The organism is Streptomyces bluensis, from assembly GCF_014650715.1.
In the GTDB taxonomy this organism is placed as follows: domain Bacteria; phylum Actinomycetota; class Actinomycetes; order Streptomycetales; family Streptomycetaceae; genus Streptomyces; species Streptomyces bluensis.
This window is the reverse complement of the sequence record NZ_BMVM01000011.1, coordinates 93,706-114,009: the sequence shown is the minus strand read 5'-3', so window position 1 is coordinate 114,009 and position 20,304 is coordinate 93,706. Positions and strand designations below refer to the sequence as shown.

20 protein-coding genes are annotated in these 20,304 nt (G+C 71.2%); 8 read left to right on the top strand and 12 right to left on the bottom strand.

Annotated features, from left to right (window positions below; translation table 11 throughout):
- Positions 1–27 precede the first annotated feature (27 nt).
- Positions 28–1,095, top strand: a complete 1,068-nt coding sequence (locus IE262_RS25545; protein ID WP_189876857.1) for an L-idonate 5-dehydrogenase — start codon at positions 28–30, stop codon at positions 1,093–1,095.
- A 65-nt stretch (positions 1,096–1,160) separates the two neighbouring features.
- On the opposite strand, the gene IE262_RS25540 is transcribed toward IE262_RS25545, so the two are convergent.
- The gene (locus tag IE262_RS25540) at positions 1,161–1,766 is read right to left on the bottom strand and encodes a GOLPH3/VPS74 family protein (protein ID WP_189876854.1); all 606 of its coding nucleotides are present in this window, start codon (positions 1,764–1,766) and stop codon (positions 1,161–1,163) included.
- 510 nt (positions 1,767–2,276) lie between these two features.
- Here IE262_RS25540 and IE262_RS25535 point away from each other — a divergent pair.
- Positions 2,277–3,383 (top strand): sugar ABC transporter substrate-binding protein, encoded by a 1,107-nt coding sequence (locus tag IE262_RS25535; protein ID WP_229877464.1) that lies wholly within the window; start codon positions 2,277–2,279, stop codon positions 3,381–3,383.
- Positions 3,384–3,461: 78 nt separating this feature from the next.
- On the opposite strand, the gene IE262_RS25530 is transcribed toward IE262_RS25535, so the two are convergent.
- Positions 3,462–3,902: a hypothetical protein gene (locus tag IE262_RS25530; RefSeq protein WP_134029018.1), complete on the bottom strand. Its 441-nt coding sequence runs from the start codon at positions 3,900–3,902 to the stop codon at positions 3,462–3,464.
- Positions 3,903–4,230: 328 nt separating this feature from the next.
- Between IE262_RS25530 and IE262_RS25525 the strand changes: the two genes are divergently transcribed.
- Together IE262_RS25525 and IE262_RS25520 are read left to right on the top strand one after the other, a co-directional pair.
- On the top strand, positions 4,231–4,716 hold the full coding sequence (locus IE262_RS25525) for a cation:proton antiporter regulatory subunit (RefSeq protein WP_229877463.1): 486 nt from the start codon (positions 4,231–4,233) through the stop codon (positions 4,714–4,716).
- A gap of 3 nt (positions 4,717–4,719) precedes the next feature.
- Positions 4,720–5,970, top strand: a complete 1,251-nt coding sequence (locus IE262_RS25520) for a cation:proton antiporter (RefSeq protein ID WP_134028411.1) — start codon at positions 4,720–4,722, stop codon at positions 5,968–5,970.
- Positions 5,971–6,150: 180 nt separating this feature from the next.
- Here the strand turns inward: IE262_RS25520 and IE262_RS25515 are convergent, their stop codons facing one another.
- The 5 genes from IE262_RS25515 to IE262_RS25495 all read right to left on the bottom strand — a co-directional run bounded on the left by IE262_RS25515 (position 6,151) and on the right by IE262_RS25495 (position 11,013).
- Positions 6,151–7,149, bottom strand: coding sequence for a glycosyltransferase family 2 protein (locus IE262_RS25515; RefSeq protein ID WP_189876850.1), 999 nt, complete (start codon positions 7,147–7,149; stop codon positions 6,151–6,153).
- A gap of 156 nt (positions 7,150–7,305) precedes the next feature.
- Positions 7,306–7,914, bottom strand: a complete 609-nt coding sequence (locus IE262_RS25510) for a hypothetical protein (protein ID WP_189876847.1) — start codon at positions 7,912–7,914, stop codon at positions 7,306–7,308.
- A 5-nt stretch (positions 7,915–7,919) separates the two neighbouring features.
- Positions 7,920–8,789 carry a carbohydrate ABC transporter permease gene (locus IE262_RS25505; protein WP_134028415.1) on the bottom strand — a complete coding sequence of 290 codons (870 nt, stop codon included), beginning with the start codon at positions 8,787–8,789 and terminating at the stop codon, positions 7,920–7,922.
- Entirely contained in the window at positions 8,786–9,721 is a 936-nt protein-coding gene (locus IE262_RS25500; RefSeq protein ID WP_134028417.1) for a carbohydrate ABC transporter permease, read from the bottom strand. The genes IE262_RS25505 and IE262_RS25500 overlap by 4 nt, the downstream gene beginning before the upstream one ends.
- Positions 9,718–11,013, bottom strand: a complete 1,296-nt coding sequence (locus tag IE262_RS25495) for an ABC transporter substrate-binding protein (protein ID WP_134028419.1) — start codon at positions 11,011–11,013, stop codon at positions 9,718–9,720. Before IE262_RS25495 ends, IE262_RS25500 begins: the two co-directional genes overlap by 4 nt.
- Positions 11,014–11,074: 61 nt before the next feature.
- On the opposite strand from IE262_RS25495, the gene IE262_RS25490 reads away from it, so the two are divergent.
- On the top strand, positions 11,075–12,472 hold the full coding sequence (locus IE262_RS25490; RefSeq protein ID WP_189876845.1) for a Gfo/Idh/MocA family protein: 1,398 nt from the start codon (positions 11,075–11,077) through the stop codon (positions 12,470–12,472).
- Positions 12,473–12,508: 36 nt separating this feature from the next.
- Here the strand turns inward: IE262_RS25490 and IE262_RS25485 are convergent, their stop codons facing one another.
- On the bottom strand, positions 12,509–13,132 hold the full coding sequence (locus IE262_RS25485) for an RBBP9/YdeN family alpha/beta hydrolase (RefSeq protein ID WP_134028423.1): 624 nt from the start codon (positions 13,130–13,132) through the stop codon (positions 12,509–12,511).
- 61 nt (positions 13,133–13,193) lie between these two features.
- On the opposite strand from IE262_RS25485, the gene IE262_RS25480 reads away from it, so the two are divergent.
- From IE262_RS25480 to IE262_RS25470, 3 genes are all read left to right on the top strand, one after another.
- Positions 13,194–13,544 (top strand): MerR family transcriptional regulator, encoded by a 351-nt coding sequence (locus tag IE262_RS25480; RefSeq protein WP_134028425.1) that lies wholly within the window; start codon positions 13,194–13,196, stop codon positions 13,542–13,544.
- Positions 13,545–13,639: 95 nt separating this feature from the next.
- Positions 13,640–14,092 carry an SRPBCC family protein gene (locus tag IE262_RS25475; RefSeq protein WP_189876842.1) on the top strand — a complete coding sequence of 151 codons (453 nt, stop codon included), beginning with the start codon at positions 13,640–13,642 and terminating at the stop codon, positions 14,090–14,092.
- A 139-nt stretch (positions 14,093–14,231) separates the two neighbouring features.
- On the top strand, positions 14,232–15,044 hold the full coding sequence (locus tag IE262_RS25470; protein WP_189876838.1) for a peptidoglycan DD-metalloendopeptidase family protein: 813 nt from the start codon (positions 14,232–14,234) through the stop codon (positions 15,042–15,044).
- Here IE262_RS25470 and IE262_RS25465 read toward each other — a convergent pair.
- Genes IE262_RS25465 through IE262_RS25450 form a run of 4 tightly spaced genes read right to left on the bottom strand, consistent with a single transcriptional unit; the run spans position 14,996 to position 20,073 of the window.
- Positions 14,996–16,177, bottom strand: coding sequence for an XdhC family protein (locus tag IE262_RS25465; protein ID WP_189876835.1), 1,182 nt, complete (start codon positions 16,175–16,177; stop codon positions 14,996–14,998). The genes IE262_RS25470 and IE262_RS25465 overlap by 49 nt on opposite strands.
- Positions 16,178–16,194: 17 nt before the next feature.
- Positions 16,195–18,588, bottom strand: coding sequence for a xanthine dehydrogenase subunit D (gene pucD, locus IE262_RS25460; protein WP_189876832.1), 2,394 nt, complete (start codon positions 18,586–18,588; stop codon positions 16,195–16,197).
- A gap of 4 nt (positions 18,589–18,592) precedes the next feature.
- Entirely contained in the window at positions 18,593–19,183 is a 591-nt protein-coding gene (locus tag IE262_RS25455; RefSeq protein ID WP_189876829.1) for a (2Fe-2S)-binding protein, read from the bottom strand.
- A complete protein-coding gene (locus IE262_RS25450) occupies positions 19,183–20,073 on the bottom strand; it encodes an FAD binding domain-containing protein (RefSeq protein ID WP_189876826.1) in 891 nt (296 codons plus the stop codon). The genes IE262_RS25455 and IE262_RS25450 overlap by 1 nt, the downstream gene beginning before the upstream one ends.
- Positions 20,074–20,304: the final 231 nt, after the last annotated feature.

Genomic DNA, 20,304 nt, shown 5'->3' with positions numbered 1-20,304 from the left:
CTCCCTGCCCCTCAAGGAGCCTTCCCCATGCGAGCGTGTGTCGTTCACGGAGCCGGCGATCTGCGGGTCGACGAGCGACCGCCCGTCGTTCCCGGACCGGGCGAGATCGCGGTCACCGTCGCGCTCGGCGGGATCTGCGGATCCGACCTGCACTACTACCACCACGGGCGGGTCGGGGACTTCGCCCTGCGGGAACCCATGGTGCTCGGCCACGAGGTGGTCGGCCACGTCGCCGCCCTCGGGCCCGGCACCGACGGACCGGACGGCCCGGCCGTCGGCACCCCCGTGGCGGTCCATCCCGCCACGCCCTGCGGCACCTGCCAGGAGTGCGCCGACGGCAGGCGCAACATCTGCGCCCATACCCGCTACCTGGGCAGCGCCGCCCACACCCCGCACGTTCAGGGTGGATTCGCCCGGCTGATCAGCGTCCCCGCCGACCAGATCCGCCCCCTGCCGCCCGGGTTGAGCCTGCGCCGCGCCGTGCTCGCCGAACCGCTGTCGGTGGCCCTGCACGCGGTGCGCCGGGCGGGCCAGGTGAGCGGCAAGCGGGTCCTGGTCACCGGCGCCGGTCCGATCGGCTGCCTCGTCGTGGCGGCACTCCGGCACCACGGCGCCGCGGAGATCGTCGTCAGCGACCTCTTCGACGAGCCGTTGCGGATCGCCACCGAGATGGGCGCCACCGCCACGGCACGCGCGGACCGGTCCGACGATCCCGTCTGGGCGTCCTCCTTCGACATCGCCGTCGAGGCGTCCGGGGCACCGGCGGGGCTGCGGACCTGCGTGGACCGGGTACGCCGCGGCGGCACCGTCGTCCTGCTGGGACTGCTGCCGCCCGGCGAGGTCCCCCTGCTGGGCAATGTCGCGGTCACCCGCGAACTCGACCTGCGCGGAGCCTTCCGTTTCGACACCGAGTTCGACGAGGCCCTGTCGCTGCTGGCTCAGGGGCTGCCCGTGGAGCCGACCGTCACCCACACCTTCCCGCTGGAGCAGTCCGTCGCCGCGTTCGACATGGCCCGGGACCGCACGGTCGCCTCCAAGGTGCTGCTGGACCTGACCGGGGGTGACCGGAGTGACCAGGGTGATCCGGGGAACTGACCGGGGACTGGCCAGGTACGGACCGGAGGAGTGCCCAAGATGCCGTGCGCGGGCGGAGGTTGGTGTCAGGGGCCCCGCCAGACGTTGTCGAAGGCCGCGTCCTCGATCTTTCGCCGTTGCCGTACCGCTTCCAGTTCCATCACCGCGTCATTGACCGCGGCCAGTACGGTCAGCACCGCGTCGTCGACGAGATCCGCCAGGTCCTCGGCCGGTTCCGGCCCGATCCCCACAGCGGCCGCGAGGGCGGCGAGGACGGGGTCGCCCGAGAACCGGCGCTCGGCCGCGTGTCGGCGGGCGGGTGAGTCGGCCAGTGTCCTGCGGCCGGTCCGGAGCGGCAGCCACCGGTTGCGCTGCCTGGTGACCTGACCTTCCGCCTCCAGGTCGGCGAGATAGGCCGCGTACAGGCCACGGCCCCGGCGCCACAGCCAGTCCTCGACGGACTCGTACGGCGCCTCCCGGTCGAGCGACGACGCCGCCGCGTCCAACAGCCGGTCGTCCATGGCGGTGACCAGGCCGGGCACGATGCGGTCGCCGTCCACAGCGACCACCTCCGCGCTGACGAGGTCGCACAGTTCGGCTCCCGCGAGGGCCAGCGAGAGATCGCCCTGCTCCACCGGACGGTCCGGTGCGACCTCCAGGGCGGTGATCAACAGGTCCCGCGGTGTGCTCATGGCGACTCCAGGCAGAGGCATCGGGTACGGCGGTTCGACGGGGTACGGCGGTTCGACGAGGTGCGGCGGTTCGCCTCCATCAGACACCGCTCCGGTCCGGATCGGAGTCCTTTCCACGTCGGCGATTCCCCTTGCCGCAGGCGCGCCGCCGGAACCCTTCATCGATCAGCCACACGACGCCGTCGGGCAGCGGCGTGCGGTGTGACCGGCGCGCGGGCCGCCGACACCGTACAGCAGGGGCGTCCGGAGGCCGCGCCGCCGGGCATCTGTATGCCGGACACTTCGCTCAACCCCCTCCCACCTGGGGAGATTCCGTCCGAACGCGCCCTAAACACCTGTCACGCCAACCTCGGGGGGTTCCGTAAAGATCCTGTGCCCGTCCCGTTCACCAGCGCCGCTTGACGCCTCGTGCCCTGGCCGCGTTGGCTGTGCAGTCACCTGGTTGCCAGGATGCTCTCTTTCCCCCGGAAGGCACCTGATGTGAACGCTGATACCACCCGTAGGATCGCTGTGCGTCGTTTCGCCCTTGCCCTCGCCGCGTCGAGCGCGGCCCTTTCCCTCACCGCGTGCGGTGTCGTCGACGGAATCGGCGGCAGCAGCGACGCCGCGTCCCCGAGGAAGGGCGACGACATCACAGTGGGTCTCCTCCTGCCCGACAAGGACACGGCTCGCTTTGAGAAGTTCGACTATCCCCTCATCAAGAAGCGGGTCGCTGACCTGACCAACGACAAGGGCAAGGTCCTCTACGCCAACGCCGATGCGAGCAAGGCCAAGCAGAGCAGACAGTTCGCGGAGATGATCTCCGCCGAGGTGGACGTCATCGTCGTGGACGCGCTGGACGCCAAGGCCATAGCCCCCGACGTCCAGAAGGCCAAGGACGCGGGCATCCCCGTCATCGCCTACGACCGGCTCGCCGAGGGCCCGATCGACGCCTACGTCTCGCACGACAACGCGCTGGTCGGGGAGGTGCAGGGCCGCGCCGTCGTGGAGGCGCTCGGCGACAAGGCCAGGACCAGCAAGGTCGTCATGATCAACGGCTCGGTCGGCGACCCGAACACGGAGCTGGTCAAGCAGGGCGCGCTCAAGCAGTTGCAGAGCAGCGTGGTCATCGCCGAGTCCTACTACACCAAGGAATGGTCGCCCGCGGTCGCCAAGGCGAACACGGAGAAGGCGATCAAGTCCATCGGGCTCGGCAACATCGCCGCCGTCTACACCGCTAGCGACGGCCTGGCGGGCGCCGCCATCGACGCGCTGAAGGAGGCCGGCGTCAACAAGGTTCCTCCGGTGACCGGGCAGGACGCGAATCTGGACGCGGTGCAGCGGGTCATCTCGGGCGAGCAGTACATGAGTGTGTACAAGTCGTTCCTGCTGGAGGCGAACAACGCCGCGGAGATAGCGGTGGCCAAGGTCCAGGGCCGCACGATCGAGTTCGACGCACTGGCCCGCGACAGGGTCGACAGCCCGACGCAGGAGGACATCCCGTCGATGCTGGTGCCGGTGGTCGCCCTCACGAAGGACAACATCAAGGAGACCGTGATCCGGGACGACGTCTACACCGTCGAGGACATCTGCACTCCGAAGTACGAGGCCGCCTGCCAGGAGATCGGCCTGAAGTAGCGTGGAGCGGGCGGGCCGCACGGCCCGCCCGTGTGCGCGCCGCCGGGCACGCCCGGGGTCGTCCTCGCGAACGGCCCGTCAGAACAGGTCGCCGTCGGTTGGCGGCCCATACGCCGGGCCCTGCTGCGGGGTGATGCGGCGGTACGCGGCGCGGGCGTTGACGACGCGGGCGACGGCCGTGCCCGTGAGGGCCGCGGTGAACAGGCAGCCGAGCCAGAACGCGTCGCGCTCACCGGCCCAGCTGAGCGTGCCCGCGGGCGGTATGCCGAAGCCGTTGAGGAACAGCCAGCACAGCACGGCCGTTCCGGGCGCGGCGACGAACCGCGCCCACACTCCGAGGAGCGCGGCCAGCAGGGACAGCGCCACCAGGGCGGGTGTGGGGCGGCCGACACCACCGAGCAGGGTGAAGACCGCCATCAAGACCACGGCACCGCCGAAGGCCCCCGACCAGACGAACGGTGTGGCGACCGGCTCGGGAACAGCCCGTCCCCCGCTGCCGATCCGGACCCACTCGACCACGGCCACGCTCCCTTCCCTCACCGCCACGTCGCCCCGCGGTGGCACCGCGGACCGCCCTGCGGCCGCAACCCGCTCCTCCGGGAAGCGGATTGTCCCATCTCACTCACCGGGGGCGCCCCCGCCTGCGCACTTGACCCCGGTTAGGGTGTAGTGCACGGGCGGCCCGGAAGGACTGCCACGGAGGGTCCGCGGTCGTTCCGTGGAGAGTGCCGCCGACCGGCCGACAGGGCTGTCACCGGTTCTGTGTGCCGCCCGGATGGTGGGCCCGCCCTCCGGTTGTCCCTACCGGCGTCGCCGAGACGCCGACGATCCAGACTGGAGGACGGTCGTGGGTACGCCACGCCTGAGCAGTACACCCTTGCCGGGGATCGGGGTCCGTTACGACCTGACGACACGGGAGCACCGCCGGCTGTCGGTCGTGGCGCACCGGGACGGGACGAGGACGGTGAGCGCGTACCGCGAGGACGATCCGGACGCGTGCGCGCTGTCCCTGCGGCTGACCACGGGCGAGTCGGCGGCGCTGGTGGACGCGCTGCTGCCGGACCACCACAGCCCGAACCTGCTGTCCACGACCGAGCTGGGCCTGGTGGCGGAGCGCGTCGAACTGTCCTCCACCTCGTACTGGAACGGCCGCGTCCTCGGCGACACCCGGATGCGTACCGAGACCGGCGCCTCGATCGTGGCCGTGCTGCGCCGCGCCGAGGCCATTCCCTCCCCCACGCCGGACTTCCGGCTGGCGGGCGGCGACACGCTGATCCTGATCGGCACCCGCGAGGGTGTGGAGACGGCCGCGGCGATACTCGGGCGGGAGTGAACGATGCACTCCGCGGTCTTCCTGATCGAGTTCGGCGCGATCATCCTGGGTCTGGGGCTGCTCGGCCGGTTCGCCGGGCGCTTCCAGCTGTCGCCGATCCCGCTGTACCTGCTGGCCGGTCTCGCCTTCGGGGAGGGCGGGCTGCTGCCGCTGGGCACCAGTGAGGAGTTCGTGGCGATCGGCGCCGAGATCGGCGTGATCCTGCTGCTGCTCATGCTGGGCCTGGAGTACACGGCCAGCGACCTCCTCTCCAACCTCAAGACCCAGTACCCGGCCGGGCTCGTCGACGCCGCGCTCAACGCGCTGCCGGGCGCCGCCATGGCGCTGCTCCTCGGGTGGGGTCCGGTCGCCGCGGTCGTGCTGGCCGGCGTCACCTGGATCTCGTCCTCCGGTGTCATCGCCAAGGTGCTGGGCGACCTGGGGCGACTCGGCAACCGGGAGACCCCGGTGGTACTGAGCATCCTGGTCCTGGAGGACCTCTCGATGGCCGTCTACCTCCCGATCGTCACGGCGCTGCTGGCCGGGGCGGGTCTGGCGGCGGGCAGCCTCACCCTGGCCATCGCCCTCGGTGTGGCCGGGCTCGTCCTGCTGGTCGCGGTGCGTTTCGGGCGGCACATCTCGCGCTTCGTCTCCAGCGACGACCCCGAGAAGCTGCTGCTGGTCGTCCTCGGGCTGACCCTGCTGGTCGCCGGGATCGCCCAGCAGCTCCAGGTGTCCGCGGCCGTGGGCGCGTTCCTGGTCGGCATCGCCCTGTCGCAGGAGGTCGCCGAGGGTGCGCACAGCCTGCTGGCCCCGCTGCGGGACCTGTTCGCCGCCGTGTTCTTCGTCTTCTTCGGACTGCACACCGACCCCGCGAGCATCCCGCCCGTGCTGCTGCCGGCGCTCGCCCTGGCCCTGGTCACTGCGGCCACGAAGATCGCCACCGGCTACTGGGCCGCCCGCCGCGCCGGGATCTCGGTCAAGGGACGGTGGCGGGCGGGCGGCACCCTGGTGGCCCGCGGCGAGTTCTCCATCGTCATCGCCGGGCTCGCCGTCACGGCGGGCATCGAGCCGTCCCTCGGCCCGCTGGCCACGGCGTACGTCCTGATCCTGGTGATCCTCGGCCCGCTCACCGCCCGCTGGACCGAGCCCGTCGCCCTGCACCTCACCGCCCGCCTCCGCCGGCCGGCGCACCCGGCGGCCGAGGGCACCACAGCGCCTGCGGAGGCCGCGCACGAGGCTCTCGACGGCCAGGACGCGGTGGGCCGCAAGTGAACGGCCGGCGGCGCGGCCGACGGCACTGGGCGGCAGATGGGGCGAGGTGACGCGGGGGCCGCGCAGCGGCCTTTCAGGGGCACGGGGCTGTGACACTGTGCGGCTCCGCCGCGTGGGCGCGACCAGCCACGACACACCCGCAGCCGCCATACAACCGAACCACCTACGGCGTCCACGCGATCAACGACGACCCTCCCGCCACGGCAGGGCCCCCCGATAACGCCACAACCCAGTAAGCCAGTACCAGCTGGCGACAGGCGGAATGACAACACTCGTGACAAGCCCCGTAGTGACCTCGTACCGCGTCCGCGGCCCCGGCGCGACACGGGCCCAGGCGAACTCCCCGGTCCCCACGGCCCAGCCCCCCGCGGCCACCGCGGCAGCCGCCCCGCGCCCGGTCGCCGCGAGCACGCACGCGGCAACTCCCGCCGTGGTGATCGCCAGGTGCCGCCGTACCCGGCCGCGCGGCACCGCGGCCCTGGCCCGCCAGCCCGGCCCGTGCAGCCGCAGCATCAACGCGTCGTCGGCGTTGCCTCGCTGAGCCCGCACCGACACCCACCGGCCGGTGGGCCGCACGGGGTGGCGGGTGCTCCGCCGGCCGCGGCGGACACGCCATCCGGCGTCCAGGACACGAAGCGCCAGGTCGGTGTCCTCGCGGTGGGCCCGCCGGAAGCGCTCGTCGAAGCCGCCGACCTGCTTGAGGACGTCCGTGCGGTACGCCATGTCGGCGGTGCTCCACCGTGCCCGGGCCGGCCCCGCCGTGGTCCTCTCCCCCTGGGTGGGGCGGCGCTCCGCGGGCAACGGTACGGTGATCACGCCCTGCACCCCGGCGGTCTCGGGCGACGCCTCGCCCAGGTCCGCGGCCACCTGCTCGCACCAGTGCGGTCCGACCTGTACGTCGTCATGGAGGAAGACCACCCACGGCGATGTGACCCGCCGCAGCGCGGAGTTCCGTGCGGCGGCCGGTCCGTGGCCGCCGCCGCTCACCACCGTCGTACGGTCCCGAAGGTCCCCGAGCACGCTCAACGGGTGCTCCAGCGGCCCGGGGACGGCCCCCGCCCGGTCGTCGACGAGCACGATCTCGGCGGGCGCCGGTCCGGTCGCGGCGGCGAGCGCGGCGAGACAGTCGGCGAGCGTGTCGCGGACGAGGGTCGGGATCACCACGGCGTAGCGGGTCATGGTGCGCTCCGTCCCGGACGGTGTAGGGGACCCTGGGCTCACACGGGTCGCCCTGCCACGGCTGACTCAAACACCCCGAGCCGCTTCGCCCGCAAACTCGCCTGTTCGTCACCCCCCGCTACGCGGACGCCACACCGCGCCGCCGCCCGCGGCCGCTCAGCGCTGCCCTAGCCGGTAAGCGTCCGGTCCGGTGCCCCGTACATGGACGGCGGTGAGCGCCATGGCCAGCGGGCCCGGCACCAGGAACAGCAGCGGCGGCAGGGCCCACGCGCACAGCGCGGCCGCCGCGAGGGCGAGCAGGACGAGTGCGCTGCCGCCCGTGTCGCGTACGGTGTCGCGGGCGGCCGCCCGTACCGCAGCGGGCCAGTCGGTGACCGACTCGGGCCGGCCACAGGCGCGCAGGCCGACCACGGCCGCGGACGCGCTGATGGCCGCGGCGGCGAGAGCGAAGGCCGGGGCGCCGGGCAGCCCGGCGCCGGCGAGCGCCAGGTCGGCCAGGGCCAGCAGCACGCCCGCCAGGGCGACGGTCCCGGCCGCCAGGTCGCCCACCCGCAGTCGCCGCCCCAGCAGCGTGAAGTACCGCCCGGCGGTGGCCGGCCGATCCTCCCGTACGCCCCGCAGTACCGCGCACGCCGTGGACAGGGCGGCGGGCGCCGTCACCAGCGGCAGACAGGCCACGGCCGTGGCGAACCCGATGCTCAGCACGTCGGCGAACAGCGTCATGCGCGGGCCGAAGATCTCGCCCGCCTCGCGGGTCGTCCGCATCCCGCTCACCCCTTGATCCCGGAGTTCGCCATGCCCTCGACCAGGAACCGCTGGAAGGCGAGGAAGAACAGCACGATCGGCAGCAGCGCGATCACCGACATGGCGAACATCGGGCCGAAGGCCGAGGTGCTGGACGCGTCCACGAACGACCTGAGGGCCAGCGTCAGCGTGAACTTCTCGGGGGAGAAGAGGTAGATCAGCTGGGTGAAGAAGTCGTTCCAGGTCCAGATGAAGGTGAAGATCGCGGTGGTGATCAGCGCGGGCCTGGTCAGCGGGAGGATGACGCTGAAGAAGCTGCGGAAGGGGCCGCAGCCGTCGATCCGCGCCGCCTCCTCCAGCTCACGCGGCAGCCCGCGCATGAACTGCACGATGAGGAAGACGAAGAAGGCCTCCGTGGCGAGGAACTTGGGCAGGATGAGCGGCCAGTAGGTGTTCACCATGCCGAGCTGGTTGAAGATGATGTACTGCGGGATCAGCACGGCGTGGTGCGGCAGCATGATCGTCGCGATCATGAACGCGAACAGCGGCCCCCGGAAGCGGAACCGCAGCCGGGCGAAGGCGTACGCGGCCAGGGAGCAGCTGATGACGTTGCCGACGACCGCGCCGCCCGCGATCAGCAGGGAGTTGGTGAGCAGCCGGGTGACGGAGACGTCGTTCACGCCGTCCAGGGCGGTCTTGTAGTTCGACCATTCCAGCTTGCCGGGCAGCAGATTGAGGCTGGCGATGACCTCGTTCGCGGGCTTGAGGGAGGTCGCGAGCAGCCACGCCAGCGGGTACAGCATGACGAGCAGAGCGGCCAGGCATCCGGCGTGCAGGGCGAGGCGCCGCCAGTCAAGTGGCTTGCGCGCGACGGTGGTTGACGTCGTGGTGGTCATCGGTCCCCCTCGGAGGCGTAGAAGACCCAGGAGCGCGAGGTGCGGAACAGCACCGCGGTGACGGCGCCGATGGCGATCAGCAGCACCCAGGCCATGGCGGACGCGTAGCCCATGTGGGAGGCGACGAAGCCGCGGTCGTAGAGGTAGAGCGTGTAGAACAGCGTGGAGTCGGCGGGCCCGCCCTTGCCCGCGCTGACCGCGAAGGCGGGGGTGAAGACCTGAAAGGCCTGGATGGTCTGGAGCACCAGGTTGAAGAAGATCACCGGGGACAGCATCGGCACCGTGATGGAGAGGAACTGACGCCACCGGCTCGCGCCGTCGACCTCGGCGGCCTCGTACAACTCCCCCGGAATCTGCTGGAGTCCGGCCAGGAAGATCACCATCGGTGCGCCGAACTGCCACACCGTCAGCAGGGCGACCGCGAACAGCGCCCAGCCGGGCTTGTTGACCCAGCCGCCGGTGCCGAAGAGGTTGTCCACGGTGCCGCCGTCGTTGAAGATCGCCCGCCAGACCAGGGCGATGGACATCGAGGCGCCGAGCAGCGAGGGCGCGTAGAAGGCGGAGCGGTAGAAGGCCCTGCCGCGCCTCATGGTCTTCAGGGCGAGGGCGACGGCGAGCGCGAGGCCGAGTTGCAGGGGCACGGCGATGACGACGTAGGTGAGGGTCGCGCCCACCGACCGCCAGTAGCGCGGGTCCTCGGTGAACATCTGCGTGTAGTTGCGCAGGCCCACCCAGTTGGGCGCGTTGAACAGGTCGTAGTCGGTGAAGGAGAGGTAGAGCGAGACGGCCATGGGGAGCAGGGTCAGCACACAGGCGCCGAGCACCCAGGGCGAGAGGAACACCCAGGCGGCGCCCTCGCGTCGGCGGCGAACGGGCTTCTTCGGGACGTCGGCCTGCGGCCTTACGGCCGCCTTCGTCTGTGTGGTGGTCATGGCCTCAGCTCCGCCTTCGCCTCGGTGATGAAGTTCTCGGCCGCCTCGCGGGGTGAGATCCGCTCGTACGACACCTGGTCGTAGTCGCGCTGGAAGGTGGTCTGCAGCGCGCTGTCGCCCGAAGGGGGCGCCTGGGGCGGAGCGTTGAGCTTGCCGTCGAGGGACGCCTGGAAGTCGTAGACGGTCTTGTCGAAGTCCTTGAGTTCGGGGGCTATCGCGTCCCGGAGGGTCTCGTTGACGGGGATGCCGCGGGTGGCGCCGAGGATCTTCGCGGCCTCCGCGTCGTTCAGCATGAAGTCGATGAGCCGGACGGACTCCTTGGGGTGCGTCGTGTCGGCGGAGACGCCCATGAACATCGAGGGCTTGAAGTACTGGCCCGGTGTGCCGTCCTCGCCGGAGGGCATCGGCGCGAGGGTGACCCCGTCCGGGATGAGCGCGAGGAAGCCGCTGGACGGAGCGTCCCAGTTGGTGTCGGAGATGGTGTAGCCGCGCCCGAGCGGGGTGTTCTCCACGGTGCCGTCGATCTGGGTGGTCTGCTCGGCGGACGAGACGGCGCCCTCCCTGCGCAGCTTGTCGGTGAAGGTCCACCAGCGGGCCAGGTCGTCGGCGGTGAAGCCGAGTTCGCGGTCCTTGGTGTAGAGGGCCTTGCCCTGGCCGCGCAGCCAGACCTCGAAGGCGTCCTCGCTCTGCCCCGGGTCGGTGGCGCCGGGCTTGCCCGTCTTCTTCGCCAGTTCCCGCATGGCATCGGCCCACTGGCTCCATGTCCAGCCCTCGCGGGGCGGCTCGACCCCGCTGGCCTTCCACCGCTTGGTGTCGTACACGACGGTCTCGGTGCCGCGGGCCTGCGGGATCGCGTACTGCTTGCCGTCGACCCTGCCGGTGGCGAGGAGCCCGGCGTCGAACTCACCGGTGTCCAGGGCGTCCGGCTGCTCGGCGAAGTCCATGAGTACGCCTCCGGAGGCGTACTGGTCGATCATGCGGTAGTCGAGCTGCATGACGTCGGGGGCGTCGCCGCCGGCGGCCTGGGTGGCGAGCTTCTGCTTGTAGGCGTCGTATCCGGAGAACGAGGTCTGCACCTCGATCCCCGGGTTCTTCTTCTCGAAGAGGTCGACGGCCTCCTGGGTTCTGGCCGCCCTGTCCGGGTTTCCCCACCAGGTGTAGCGCAGCACGACCTTGCCGCCGGCGCTGCTCGATCCGTCCCCTCCCGAGCAGCCTGCGAGCACCACGCAGAGCGCGAGTGCCGTGGCCGCGGCGCGGGGCCTGAAGGACGTCCTTGTCCTGCTTCCGGGCATGTGGGTCACCCCTTCCGGGTAGAAAGCGCTTCCACCCCGCTCGACCCTAGGGAAGATCCGGATGTCACAACAAGACCTCTGCACCGCATCCCCACGACACCGCCGCGCCGCCGTGGTGGGCCTGGGCGCCCGCGCCCAGCTCTTCACCGAGGCGCTGGCGGGCGCCTACTCGGACCGGATCGAGCTGGTGGGCTTCTGCGACGTCAACGCGCACCGTATGGCCGTCCACAACGACTGGCTGGCAGCGGCGCACCCGGGACGTGCGCCCGTACCGGCCTACGCGGCCGAGGACTTCGACGAGATGCTGCGCCGCGAACGCGTCGACCGCGTCGTGGTGTGCACCGTGGACCGCACCCACGACGACTACATCGTGCGCGCCCTGGAGGCGGGCTGCGACGTGGTGACGGAGAAACCGATGACGATCGACGCGGACCGCGCCCGCCGCATCCTCCAGGCGCAGCGCCGCACGGGCGGCGATGTCCGGGTCGCCTTCAACTACCGCTACAACCCCGTGCATGCTGCGGTCCGGGAACTGATCGCCTCGGGTGAGATCGGCGAGATCGGCTCGGTGCACTTCGAGTGGCTGCTCGACCTGCGGCACGGCGCCGACTACTTCCGCCGCTGGCACCGCGAGAAGGCCAACTCCGGCGGCCTCATGGTCCACAAGTCGACCCACCACTTCGACCTGGTCAACTGGTGGCTCGGCTCGCGGCCCGAGACGGTCTACGCCCAGGGCGGCCTGTTCTTCTACGGCGACGAGGCGGGCCGCCGCCGGGGCCTCGCCCGCGACTACGACCGCGCCCACGGCTCGGCAGCCGCCAAGAACGACCCGTTCGCGGTCCACTTGGCGGACTCCTCCGTCCTGTCCTCCCTGTATCTGGACGCCGAGCACGAGGACGGCTACCACCGCGACCAGAACGTGTTCGGGCCCGGGGTGACCATCGAGGACGACATGGCGGTCCTGGTGCGGTACGCGTCCGGGGCCACGTTGACGTACCACCTCACGGCGTACGCCCCCTGGGAGGGCTACCGCATCGCCTTCAACGGCAGCGAGGGCCGTATCGAGCTGCTGGTCGAGGAGTCGACGTGGACACGGCCCGATGTACGGTCCGACGGCGCGAGCGCGGTGATGCACGGCACGGCGGTCGGCGACGAGGCGGGACGCACGGAGCTGCTGGTGCGCCGCTTCTGGGAGCCCCCGCGCGAGGTGAAGGTGCCCACGGGTGAGGGCGGGCACGGGGGCGGGGACGTACGGATGCTGGCCGACCTGTTCGGCGGCGTTGACGGTGGCGGCGGTAACGGTGGCGGCGGTGACAGCGACCGGCCGTCGGCTCACGACCCGCTGGGGCGCGCGGCGGACGCGGTCGACGGGGCGCGGTCGCTGGTGACGGGGCTGGCGGCGAACCGGTCGTTCGAGACAGGGATGCCTGTTCGGGTGCGGGAGTTGCTCGACGTCTGAGCAGTGGGGCGGGGTGGGGCGCGGGTGTGCGGTGGGTCATGCCTGCCGCACACCACCGCCGTCACCACACGAGGTACAGCACCTCGGGCGAGCGCCGTGCGTGATGGCTTCGAGGACTTCGCGTAGTGAAGTGACGCCGTCAGAAGCGAGGAAGTGACCGGCTCCGGGGACCACCTGTGCGGAGACTCCGAGTAGGTCGGCGAGACGGTCGGTGTGACCAGGCGGAACGTACGGGTCTGCGTCCGACCGGATGATGGTGAGCCGACCGATGTGGTTGCCGAGCCCCTCCACGTCGCAGCCGCCTCCGATGTAGGAGTTCAGGTCCGGGAGCGCGGGCAGTCGGTCGATGAATCCGGAGACCAGCACGAGGGTGCCGAGGTGCCAGGAGTCCGGAAGAGAGCGCAGACAGCGCAGCACGGTCAGACAGCCCAGGCTGTGTGCGACGACTATCGAGTTCTCGTTCAGGGTTCCCACGTCGGCGCGTACGGCTTCCGTCCACCGCGCGGGATCTGGGTCGTGCGGTTTCGGAAGAGCCGGGATCGTGGTCGGGACGCCCTGCTCCCTGAGTCGCTCAGCAAGCCAGCCAAACCAGTGATCGTCGGGGGATGCGCCGTAACCGTGGATGATCGAGGCACGCCGCTGGGTTGTTCCAGTTGTCATGCCGCAGGACGGTATGGGTTCACGTCAGCGTGAAGGTCAAGCCGATGAGGAGGAATCGACGGTGCTGATCAGCGAGCTCGCCGAGCTGACCGGCGCGAGCGCGCGAGCGCTACGCCACTACGAGGACTGTGGGCTACTGGTCCCGGCTCGCACCAGCAGTGGATACAGGGACTACGCCGAGTCCGATGTCACCCGCGTGGCCCAGATCAGGACGATGATCTCCGCCGGCTTGGGAACCTCGGCCATCCGGCGGTACCTCGACTGCGCTCGCACCGGCGATCACGGCACGTCCCTTGAGATGTGCCCTGACCTGCGAGCGGAGCTCGACGCCCTGGCCGGACAGCTCGACGCAAGGCAAGCCGAACTCCGCAAGACGCAGCGGCGATTGAGCGAACTCATGTCAGGTGCCTGAGCCGCGTCAACGCAACCTCCGCGCCTGGAAACCCTGCGCGAGTCCGCCGTCCACGGGGCCAACGCGCACCGGTCATGACTGCTTACGATCACCCAGTGGTCCTCTTCCTCCTGGAACGCGTTACCCCGCTCCCCGTCGACCATGCCTGGCACCGCCTCACGCACTGGGAACGTCACGCCGACGTGGTCCCCCTGACCGCCGTCAGGGTGCTCACTCCCCCGCCGACCCGCGAGGGCACGGTCTTCGTGGCCCGCTCGGGACTCGGCGCCCTCGCCTTCGACGATCCCATGGAGGTGGTCACCTGGCAGCCACCGACGGGGCCCACGGCCACGGCCCTGTGCCGCCTGGCCAAACGCGGACGGTTCGTCACCGGCTGGGCGGAGATCGAGGTCCGCCCGCACGGCGACGGAGGGTCCCGGGTGCTCTGGCGCGAGGAGCTGTCGGTGCGCCTGCTGCCCGGCGTTCTGGACCTGCCCCTGAAGTCGGCGGCCCGCTGGATGTTCGGACGGGCGGTGGACGCTCTGTTGCGGCAGGAGCCGACGCCCTGAGCCAGGCGCCGTCTCCACGCCTCCTTGCACGTCGCGAAAGGCCTTGCCGAGATCACCGCGCCTGCCTACTTTGTGTCGCGGTCCGCCGTCCGACCGGGCGGCGGCTTCCTGCTGCTCCCCACGAAAGGGGCACCGCCAGATGCGTTTCAGACGCCTGTGGGCCGTCGCTGCCGCCGTACTGTGCACGCTGGCCGGCCTGCTGCTCGGCCCCGTCCAGCTGTCCGCCGCGGCCACCTCAGGACCGGCCCTGGCTGCGGCACCGAACTTCAAGGCCCCCTACCCCTGCGGCCAGAAGTGGACCTACAGCCATCACTCGGCCGAGGTCCGCCGCGCGCTGGACTTCGTCCGCGCCGACGGAGGCAGCACCAGCGGCACTCCGGTCCTCGCCTCGGCGGCGGGTACCGCCTACCGCTACTACGAGGCGAACGGCGCGGGCAACTACATCTCCATCGAGCACGGCGGCGGCTGGCGGACCTACTACTTCCATCTGGGCTCCTTCAGCGTCGCCAACGGCGCCTCCGTCGCACAGGGCCAGCAGATAGGAACCACCGGGAGCACCGGCAACTCCAGCGGCGCGCACATCCACTACGAGCAGCTCTACAACGGTGTCGGCCAGAACATCGTCATCAACGGCAGCGGGCTGGCCTACCCCGGCAGCTACAACCAGTACTACCTCACCAGCGACAACGCCTGCGGTGGCGCCGGTACGCCGTACATGACGTGGGGCAGCGACGTCCGGGTGCGCAGCGACGCCCGCCTGAGCGCGCCGGTGGTGACCACGCTCAGCGGCCCCACCAGCGTGCGGGTCCTGTGCCAGAAGCAGGGCGACACGGTGAACGCCGAGGGCTACACCAACAACTGGTGGAGCAAGCTGCGGGACCAGAACGGCTTCGTCAGCAACATCTACATCGACCACCCGTCGGCCAAGCTCCCGGACGTCCCCCTCTGCTGACCGAACGTCACATCGTGGTGGATCGGCGTGTGTGCCCCGGTCAGGGGCACTCCGCTGCCGCCGCGCCGGTGCGCGGTGATCTCGGAGGCGATGGACAGGGCCGTCTCCTCCGGGGTGCGGGCGCCGAGGTCCAGGCCGATCGGTGAGCGGAGGCGGGCCAGTTCCCGTTCCGTCACGCCGGCTTCGCGCAGGCGCTCGTTGCGGTCGAGGTGGGTGCGGCGGGAGCCCATCGCGCCGACGTACGCCACGGGCAGCCGCAGCGCGAGCCTCAGCAGCGGTATGTCGAACTTGGCGTCGTGGGTGAGGACGCACAGCACCGTGCGGGCGTCCACCGAGGTGCGCTCCAGGTAGGTGTGCGGCCACTCGACCACGACCTCGTCGGCCTCCGGGAAGCGGGCCGCGGTCGTGAACACCGGGCGGGCGTCGCAGACCGTCACGTGGTAGCCGAGGAACTTGCCGATGCGGACGAGTGCCGACGCGAAGTCGATCGCGCCGAAGACGATCATCCGGGGCCGCGGTGCCCAGGACTCCACCAGGAGTGTGAGCGGTGCTCCGCAGCGCGAGCCCTGCTCTGTGATGTGCAGGGTGCCGGTGCGGCCGGCGTCCAGGAAGGCGCCCGCCTCGGCCGCGACCGTGCGGTCCAGCCCGGGGTGGGCGCCGAAGCCGCCCTCGTAACCGCCCTCGTACCCACCGTCGGGCCGTACCAGGAGCGCGCGGCCCAGCAGTTCCGCCGGCCCGGAGACGATCCGGGCCACCGCCGCCGCCTCGCCGCGCGCGGCGGCGGACAGCGCGGACGCGAGCACCGGGCGGGCCCGGTCGCCGGAGCGGACCGGCATGACGAGGATCTCGACGGTGCCGCCGCAGGTGAGGCCGACGGCGAAGGCGTCCTCGTCGCTGTAGCCGAAGCGTTCGAGGACGGGCTCGCCGTCCTGGAGCGCCTGGGTGCACAGGTCGTAGACCGCGCCCTCCACGCACCCGCCGGAGACCGAGCCGATCACCGTGCCGTCGGTGTCCACCGCCAGGGCGGCGCCGGCCGGGCGGGGTGCGCTGCCGCCGACGGCCACGACGGTGGCCACGGCGAAGTCGCGCCCCTGCTCGACCCACCGGTGCAGTTCTTCGGCGATGTCCAGCATCTCCCGGTCTCCTCGGCTCACGCGCCCGTGAGGTGCTCCGGGCGTACCGGCGTCCTGTTCAGCTCCAGGCCCGTCGCGTTCCGGATGGCCGCGAGGACGGCCGGAGTCGACGACAGGGTGGGGGCCTCGCCGACGCCGCGGAGCCCGTACGGGGCGTGGTCGTCGGCGAGTTCGAGCACGTCGACGGGGATGGTCGGCGTGTCGAGGATCGTGGGGATCAAGTAGTCCGTGAACGAGGGGTTTCGTACCTTCGCCGTCTTCGGATCGACGATGATCTCCTCCATCACGGCCACGCCCAGGCCCTGAGTCGTGCCGCCCTGGATCTGGCCGGTGACCGAGAGCGGGTTGAGCGCCTTGCCGACGTCCTGCGCGCAGGCCAGCTCGATGACCTTGACCAGGCCGAGATCGGTGTCGACCTCGACGACGGCCCGGTGCGCGGCGAACGAGTACTGCACATGGCCGACGCCCTGTCCCGTGCGCAGGTCGAAGGGTTCGGTCGGCCGGTGCCGCCACTCCTGCTCGATCTCGACCGCCTCGTCGCCGAGCACGTCCACCAGGTCGGCGAGGACCTCACCGCCGTCGGTGACGACCTTGCCGCCCTCCAGGAGGAGTTCGGCCGTCGCCCAGGCCGGGTGGTGGGCGCCGAACATGCGGCGGCCCCTGTCCAGGACCTGCTCGCGCACCAGCTCGCAGGCGTGCTTCACGGCGCCCCCGGTGACGTACGTCTGGCGCGACGCCGATGTCGAACCGGCGCTGCCCACCTGCGTGTCCGCCGGGCGGATCGTCACCTGTGCGACGCCCAGCTCCGTGCGGGCGATCTGTGCGTGGACGGTGACGCCGCCCTGGCCGACCTCCGCCATGGCCGTGTGCACCGTCGCCACCGGCTCGCCGCCGACGGCCTCCAGGCGCACCCTCGCCGTCGAGTAGTCGTCGAAGCCCTCGGAGAAGCCGACGTTCTTGATGCCGACCGCGTAGCCGATGCCGCGGACGACGCCCTCGCCGTGCGTGGTGTTGGACAGGCCGCCGGGGAGCTGGCGCAGGTCGGCGTCCTCGCCGGCCACGAGCCACTGCTGCTCGGGCGGCAGCGGCATCGCCTTGACGCGGCGCAGGAGTTCGGCGACCGGAGCCGGGGAGTCGACGACCTGCCCGGTCGGCATGAGGGATCCCTGCGACATGGCGTTGAGCCGGCGGAACTCCACCGGGTCCATGCCGAGCCTCCCGGCCAGCTTGTCCATCTGTGCCTCGTACGCGAAGCACGCCTGGACCGCGCCGAAGCCGCGCATGGCGCCGCAGGGCGGGTTGTTGGTGTAGAGGGCGACGGCCTCGATGTCGACGTCGTCGACGATGTACGGGCCGACGCCCAGCGAGGCGGCGTTGCCGACGACGGCCGGTGAGGAGGAGGCGTACGCGCCGCCGTCGAGGACGATGCGGGCCTTGACATGGGTGAGCTTGCCGTCGTGCGTCGCGCCGTGCTCGTAGTACAGCTTCGCCGGGTGGCGGTGGACGTGTCCGAAGAAGGACTCGAAGCGGTTGTAGACCATCTTGACCGGTTTGCCCGTGCGCAGGGCGAGCAGGCAGGCGTGGATCTGCATCGACAGGTCCTCACGGCCGCCGAAGGCGCCGCCGACGCCGGACAGCGTCATCCGGATCTTGTCCTCGGGCAGGCCGAGGACGGGGGCGATCTGGCGGAGGTCTGCGTGCAGCCACTGGGTGGCGATGTAGAGGTCGACGCCGCCGTCCTCGGCGGGGACCGCGAGGCCCGACTCGGGGCCGAGGAACGCCTGGTCCTGCATGCCGAAGACGTACTCGCCCTCGACGATCACGTCGGCTCGCCCGCGGGCCTGCTCCACGTCGCCGCGGATGATCGGCTGGCGGTGGACGATGTTCGGGTGCGGGACGTGCGCCGCGTGGGGGTCGGTGCGGTTCTCGTGGAGGAGGACCGCGTCGGGCGCGGTCGCGGACGCCTCGTCCGTGATGACCGGCAGGTCCCGGTACTCCACCTTGATCCTGGCGGCGGCGCGGCGTGCGGTCTCCGGGTGGTCGGCGGCGACGACGGCGACGGGTTCGCCGTGGTGGCGGACCCTGCCGTGGGCGAGGACGGGCGTGTCCTGGATCTCCAGGCCGTACGTCCTGACCTCGGTCGGCAGGTCGTCGTACGTGAGGACGGCGTACACGCCCGGTGTCGCGAGGGCCTCGCTGGTGTCGATGGAGACGATCTCGGCGTGCGCGACCGTGGAGCGCAGGATCTGGCCCCAGAGCATGTCCTCGTGCCACATGTCGGACGCGTACGCGAACTCGCCGGTGACCTTGAGGGTGCCGTCGGGGCGGAGCGTGGACTCACCTATACCGCCCTGGGTGGGCGCGCCCTGGGTGATTCTGGTGGGCGCGCCGTTCGCCGATGTGTGCACCATGTGCTCAGGCCCCCTCTCCCTGCCGGGCTGCCGCCAGGCGGACCGCGTCCATGATCTTCTCGTAGCCGGTGCAGCGGCAGAGATTGCCCGACAGGGCCTCGCGGATGTCCGCGTCGGTGGGGTTCGGGTTGCGCTCCAGCATCTCGTCGGCGGCGACGAGGAGGCCCGGGGTGCAGAAGCCGCACTGGACGGCGCCCGCGTCGATGAACGCCTGCTGGATCGGCGCGAGTTCGGTGCCCTCGCCGGTTGCGGAGTCGGTGCCGTGGGCGGACCACCGCCTGGCTTCGTCCCCCGATGTGCCGCATTCCGCGGAAGTGTCACATCCGCCGGTCCCGCATGCCCGCTGCCTGGCGTACTCCGCCAGTCCCTCCACCGTGACGATCTCGCTCCCCTCGGCCTGCCCGGCGGCGACGAGGCACGAGCACACCGGCACGCCGTCGAGCCGTACGGTGCACGATCCGCACTCGCCCTGCTCGCAGGCGTTCTTGGAGCCGGGCAGTCCCAGTCGCTCCCGCAGCACGTACAGAAGGCTCTCGCCCTCCCACACGTCGTCGGCCTGCTGCGGACGGCCGTTGACCGTGAAGTTGACGCGCATTAGGCAGCTCCCTCCATGGTGCGGGCGTTGCCGCGGTACGACTCCCAGGTCCACATCAGGGTCCGGCGGGCCATGACGCCGACGGCGTGGCGGCGGTAGCGCGCGGTGCCGCGGACGTCGTCGACCGGGTTGCACGCGGCCGAGCACAACTGGGCGAACTGCCGGGCGACCGACGGGGTGATGCTCCGGCCGCTGTCCCAGAGGCGCTCCTCGTCGAGCGCCGCGTTCAGGAACTCCTCGGCGGCCGTGGCGCGGATCGGCGTGGGCGCCGCCGATCCGATGCCCGTACGGACCGTGCGGGTCCCTGGGTGCAGCGCGAGGCCGAAGGCGCACACCGCGATCACCATCGCGTTCCGCGTGCCCACCTTCGAGAACTGCTGCGGGCCGTCCGCCTTGTCGATGTGCACGGCGCGTATCAGCTCGTCGGGCGCGAGCGCGTTGCGTTTCACGCCCGTGTAGAACGCGTCGATCGGGATGCGTCGCGAGCCCCGTACGGACTCGGCCTCGACCTCGGCTCCGGCCGCGAGGAGGGCCGGATGGGCGTCGCCGGCCGGGGAGGCGGTGCCGAGGTTGCCGCCGACGCCGCCGCGGTTGCGGATCTGCGGGGAGGCAACCGTGTGGGAGGCGAGGGCGAGTCCCGGCAGTTCGGTGCGCAGGTTCTCCATGATCCTGGTGTACGGGACCGAGGCGCCGAGCCGGACGCTGTCCTCGCCGGTCTCCCACTCGTAGAGGTCGCCGACGCGGGTCAGGTCGAGGAGGTACTCGGGCCGGCGGTGGTCGAAGTTGATCTCGACCATCACGTCGGTGCCGCCCGCGATCGGCACAGCGGTGGGGTGCTCGGCCTTCGCGGCGAGCGCCTCCTCCCAGCTGGCGGGGCGAAGGAAGTCCATGACCGGCTCTCTTCTTCGTCTCGTGGTCGCGTGGGACAGGACCAGTACACAGCGCCGTGCTCAGCCGGGGTCAGTCACGGAAGACATGAAGGAGTTGGCTGGCCAGGGCGACCGTCTTGTAGATTCGTATGAACGCGGGCCCACCGGTAACCTCACCGTTTCCCCCAGGAAACAGTGAGCACGGCCACGAAAACCCCAGGACACCACCCATGCGGCCGGAAGGCGCTCGCT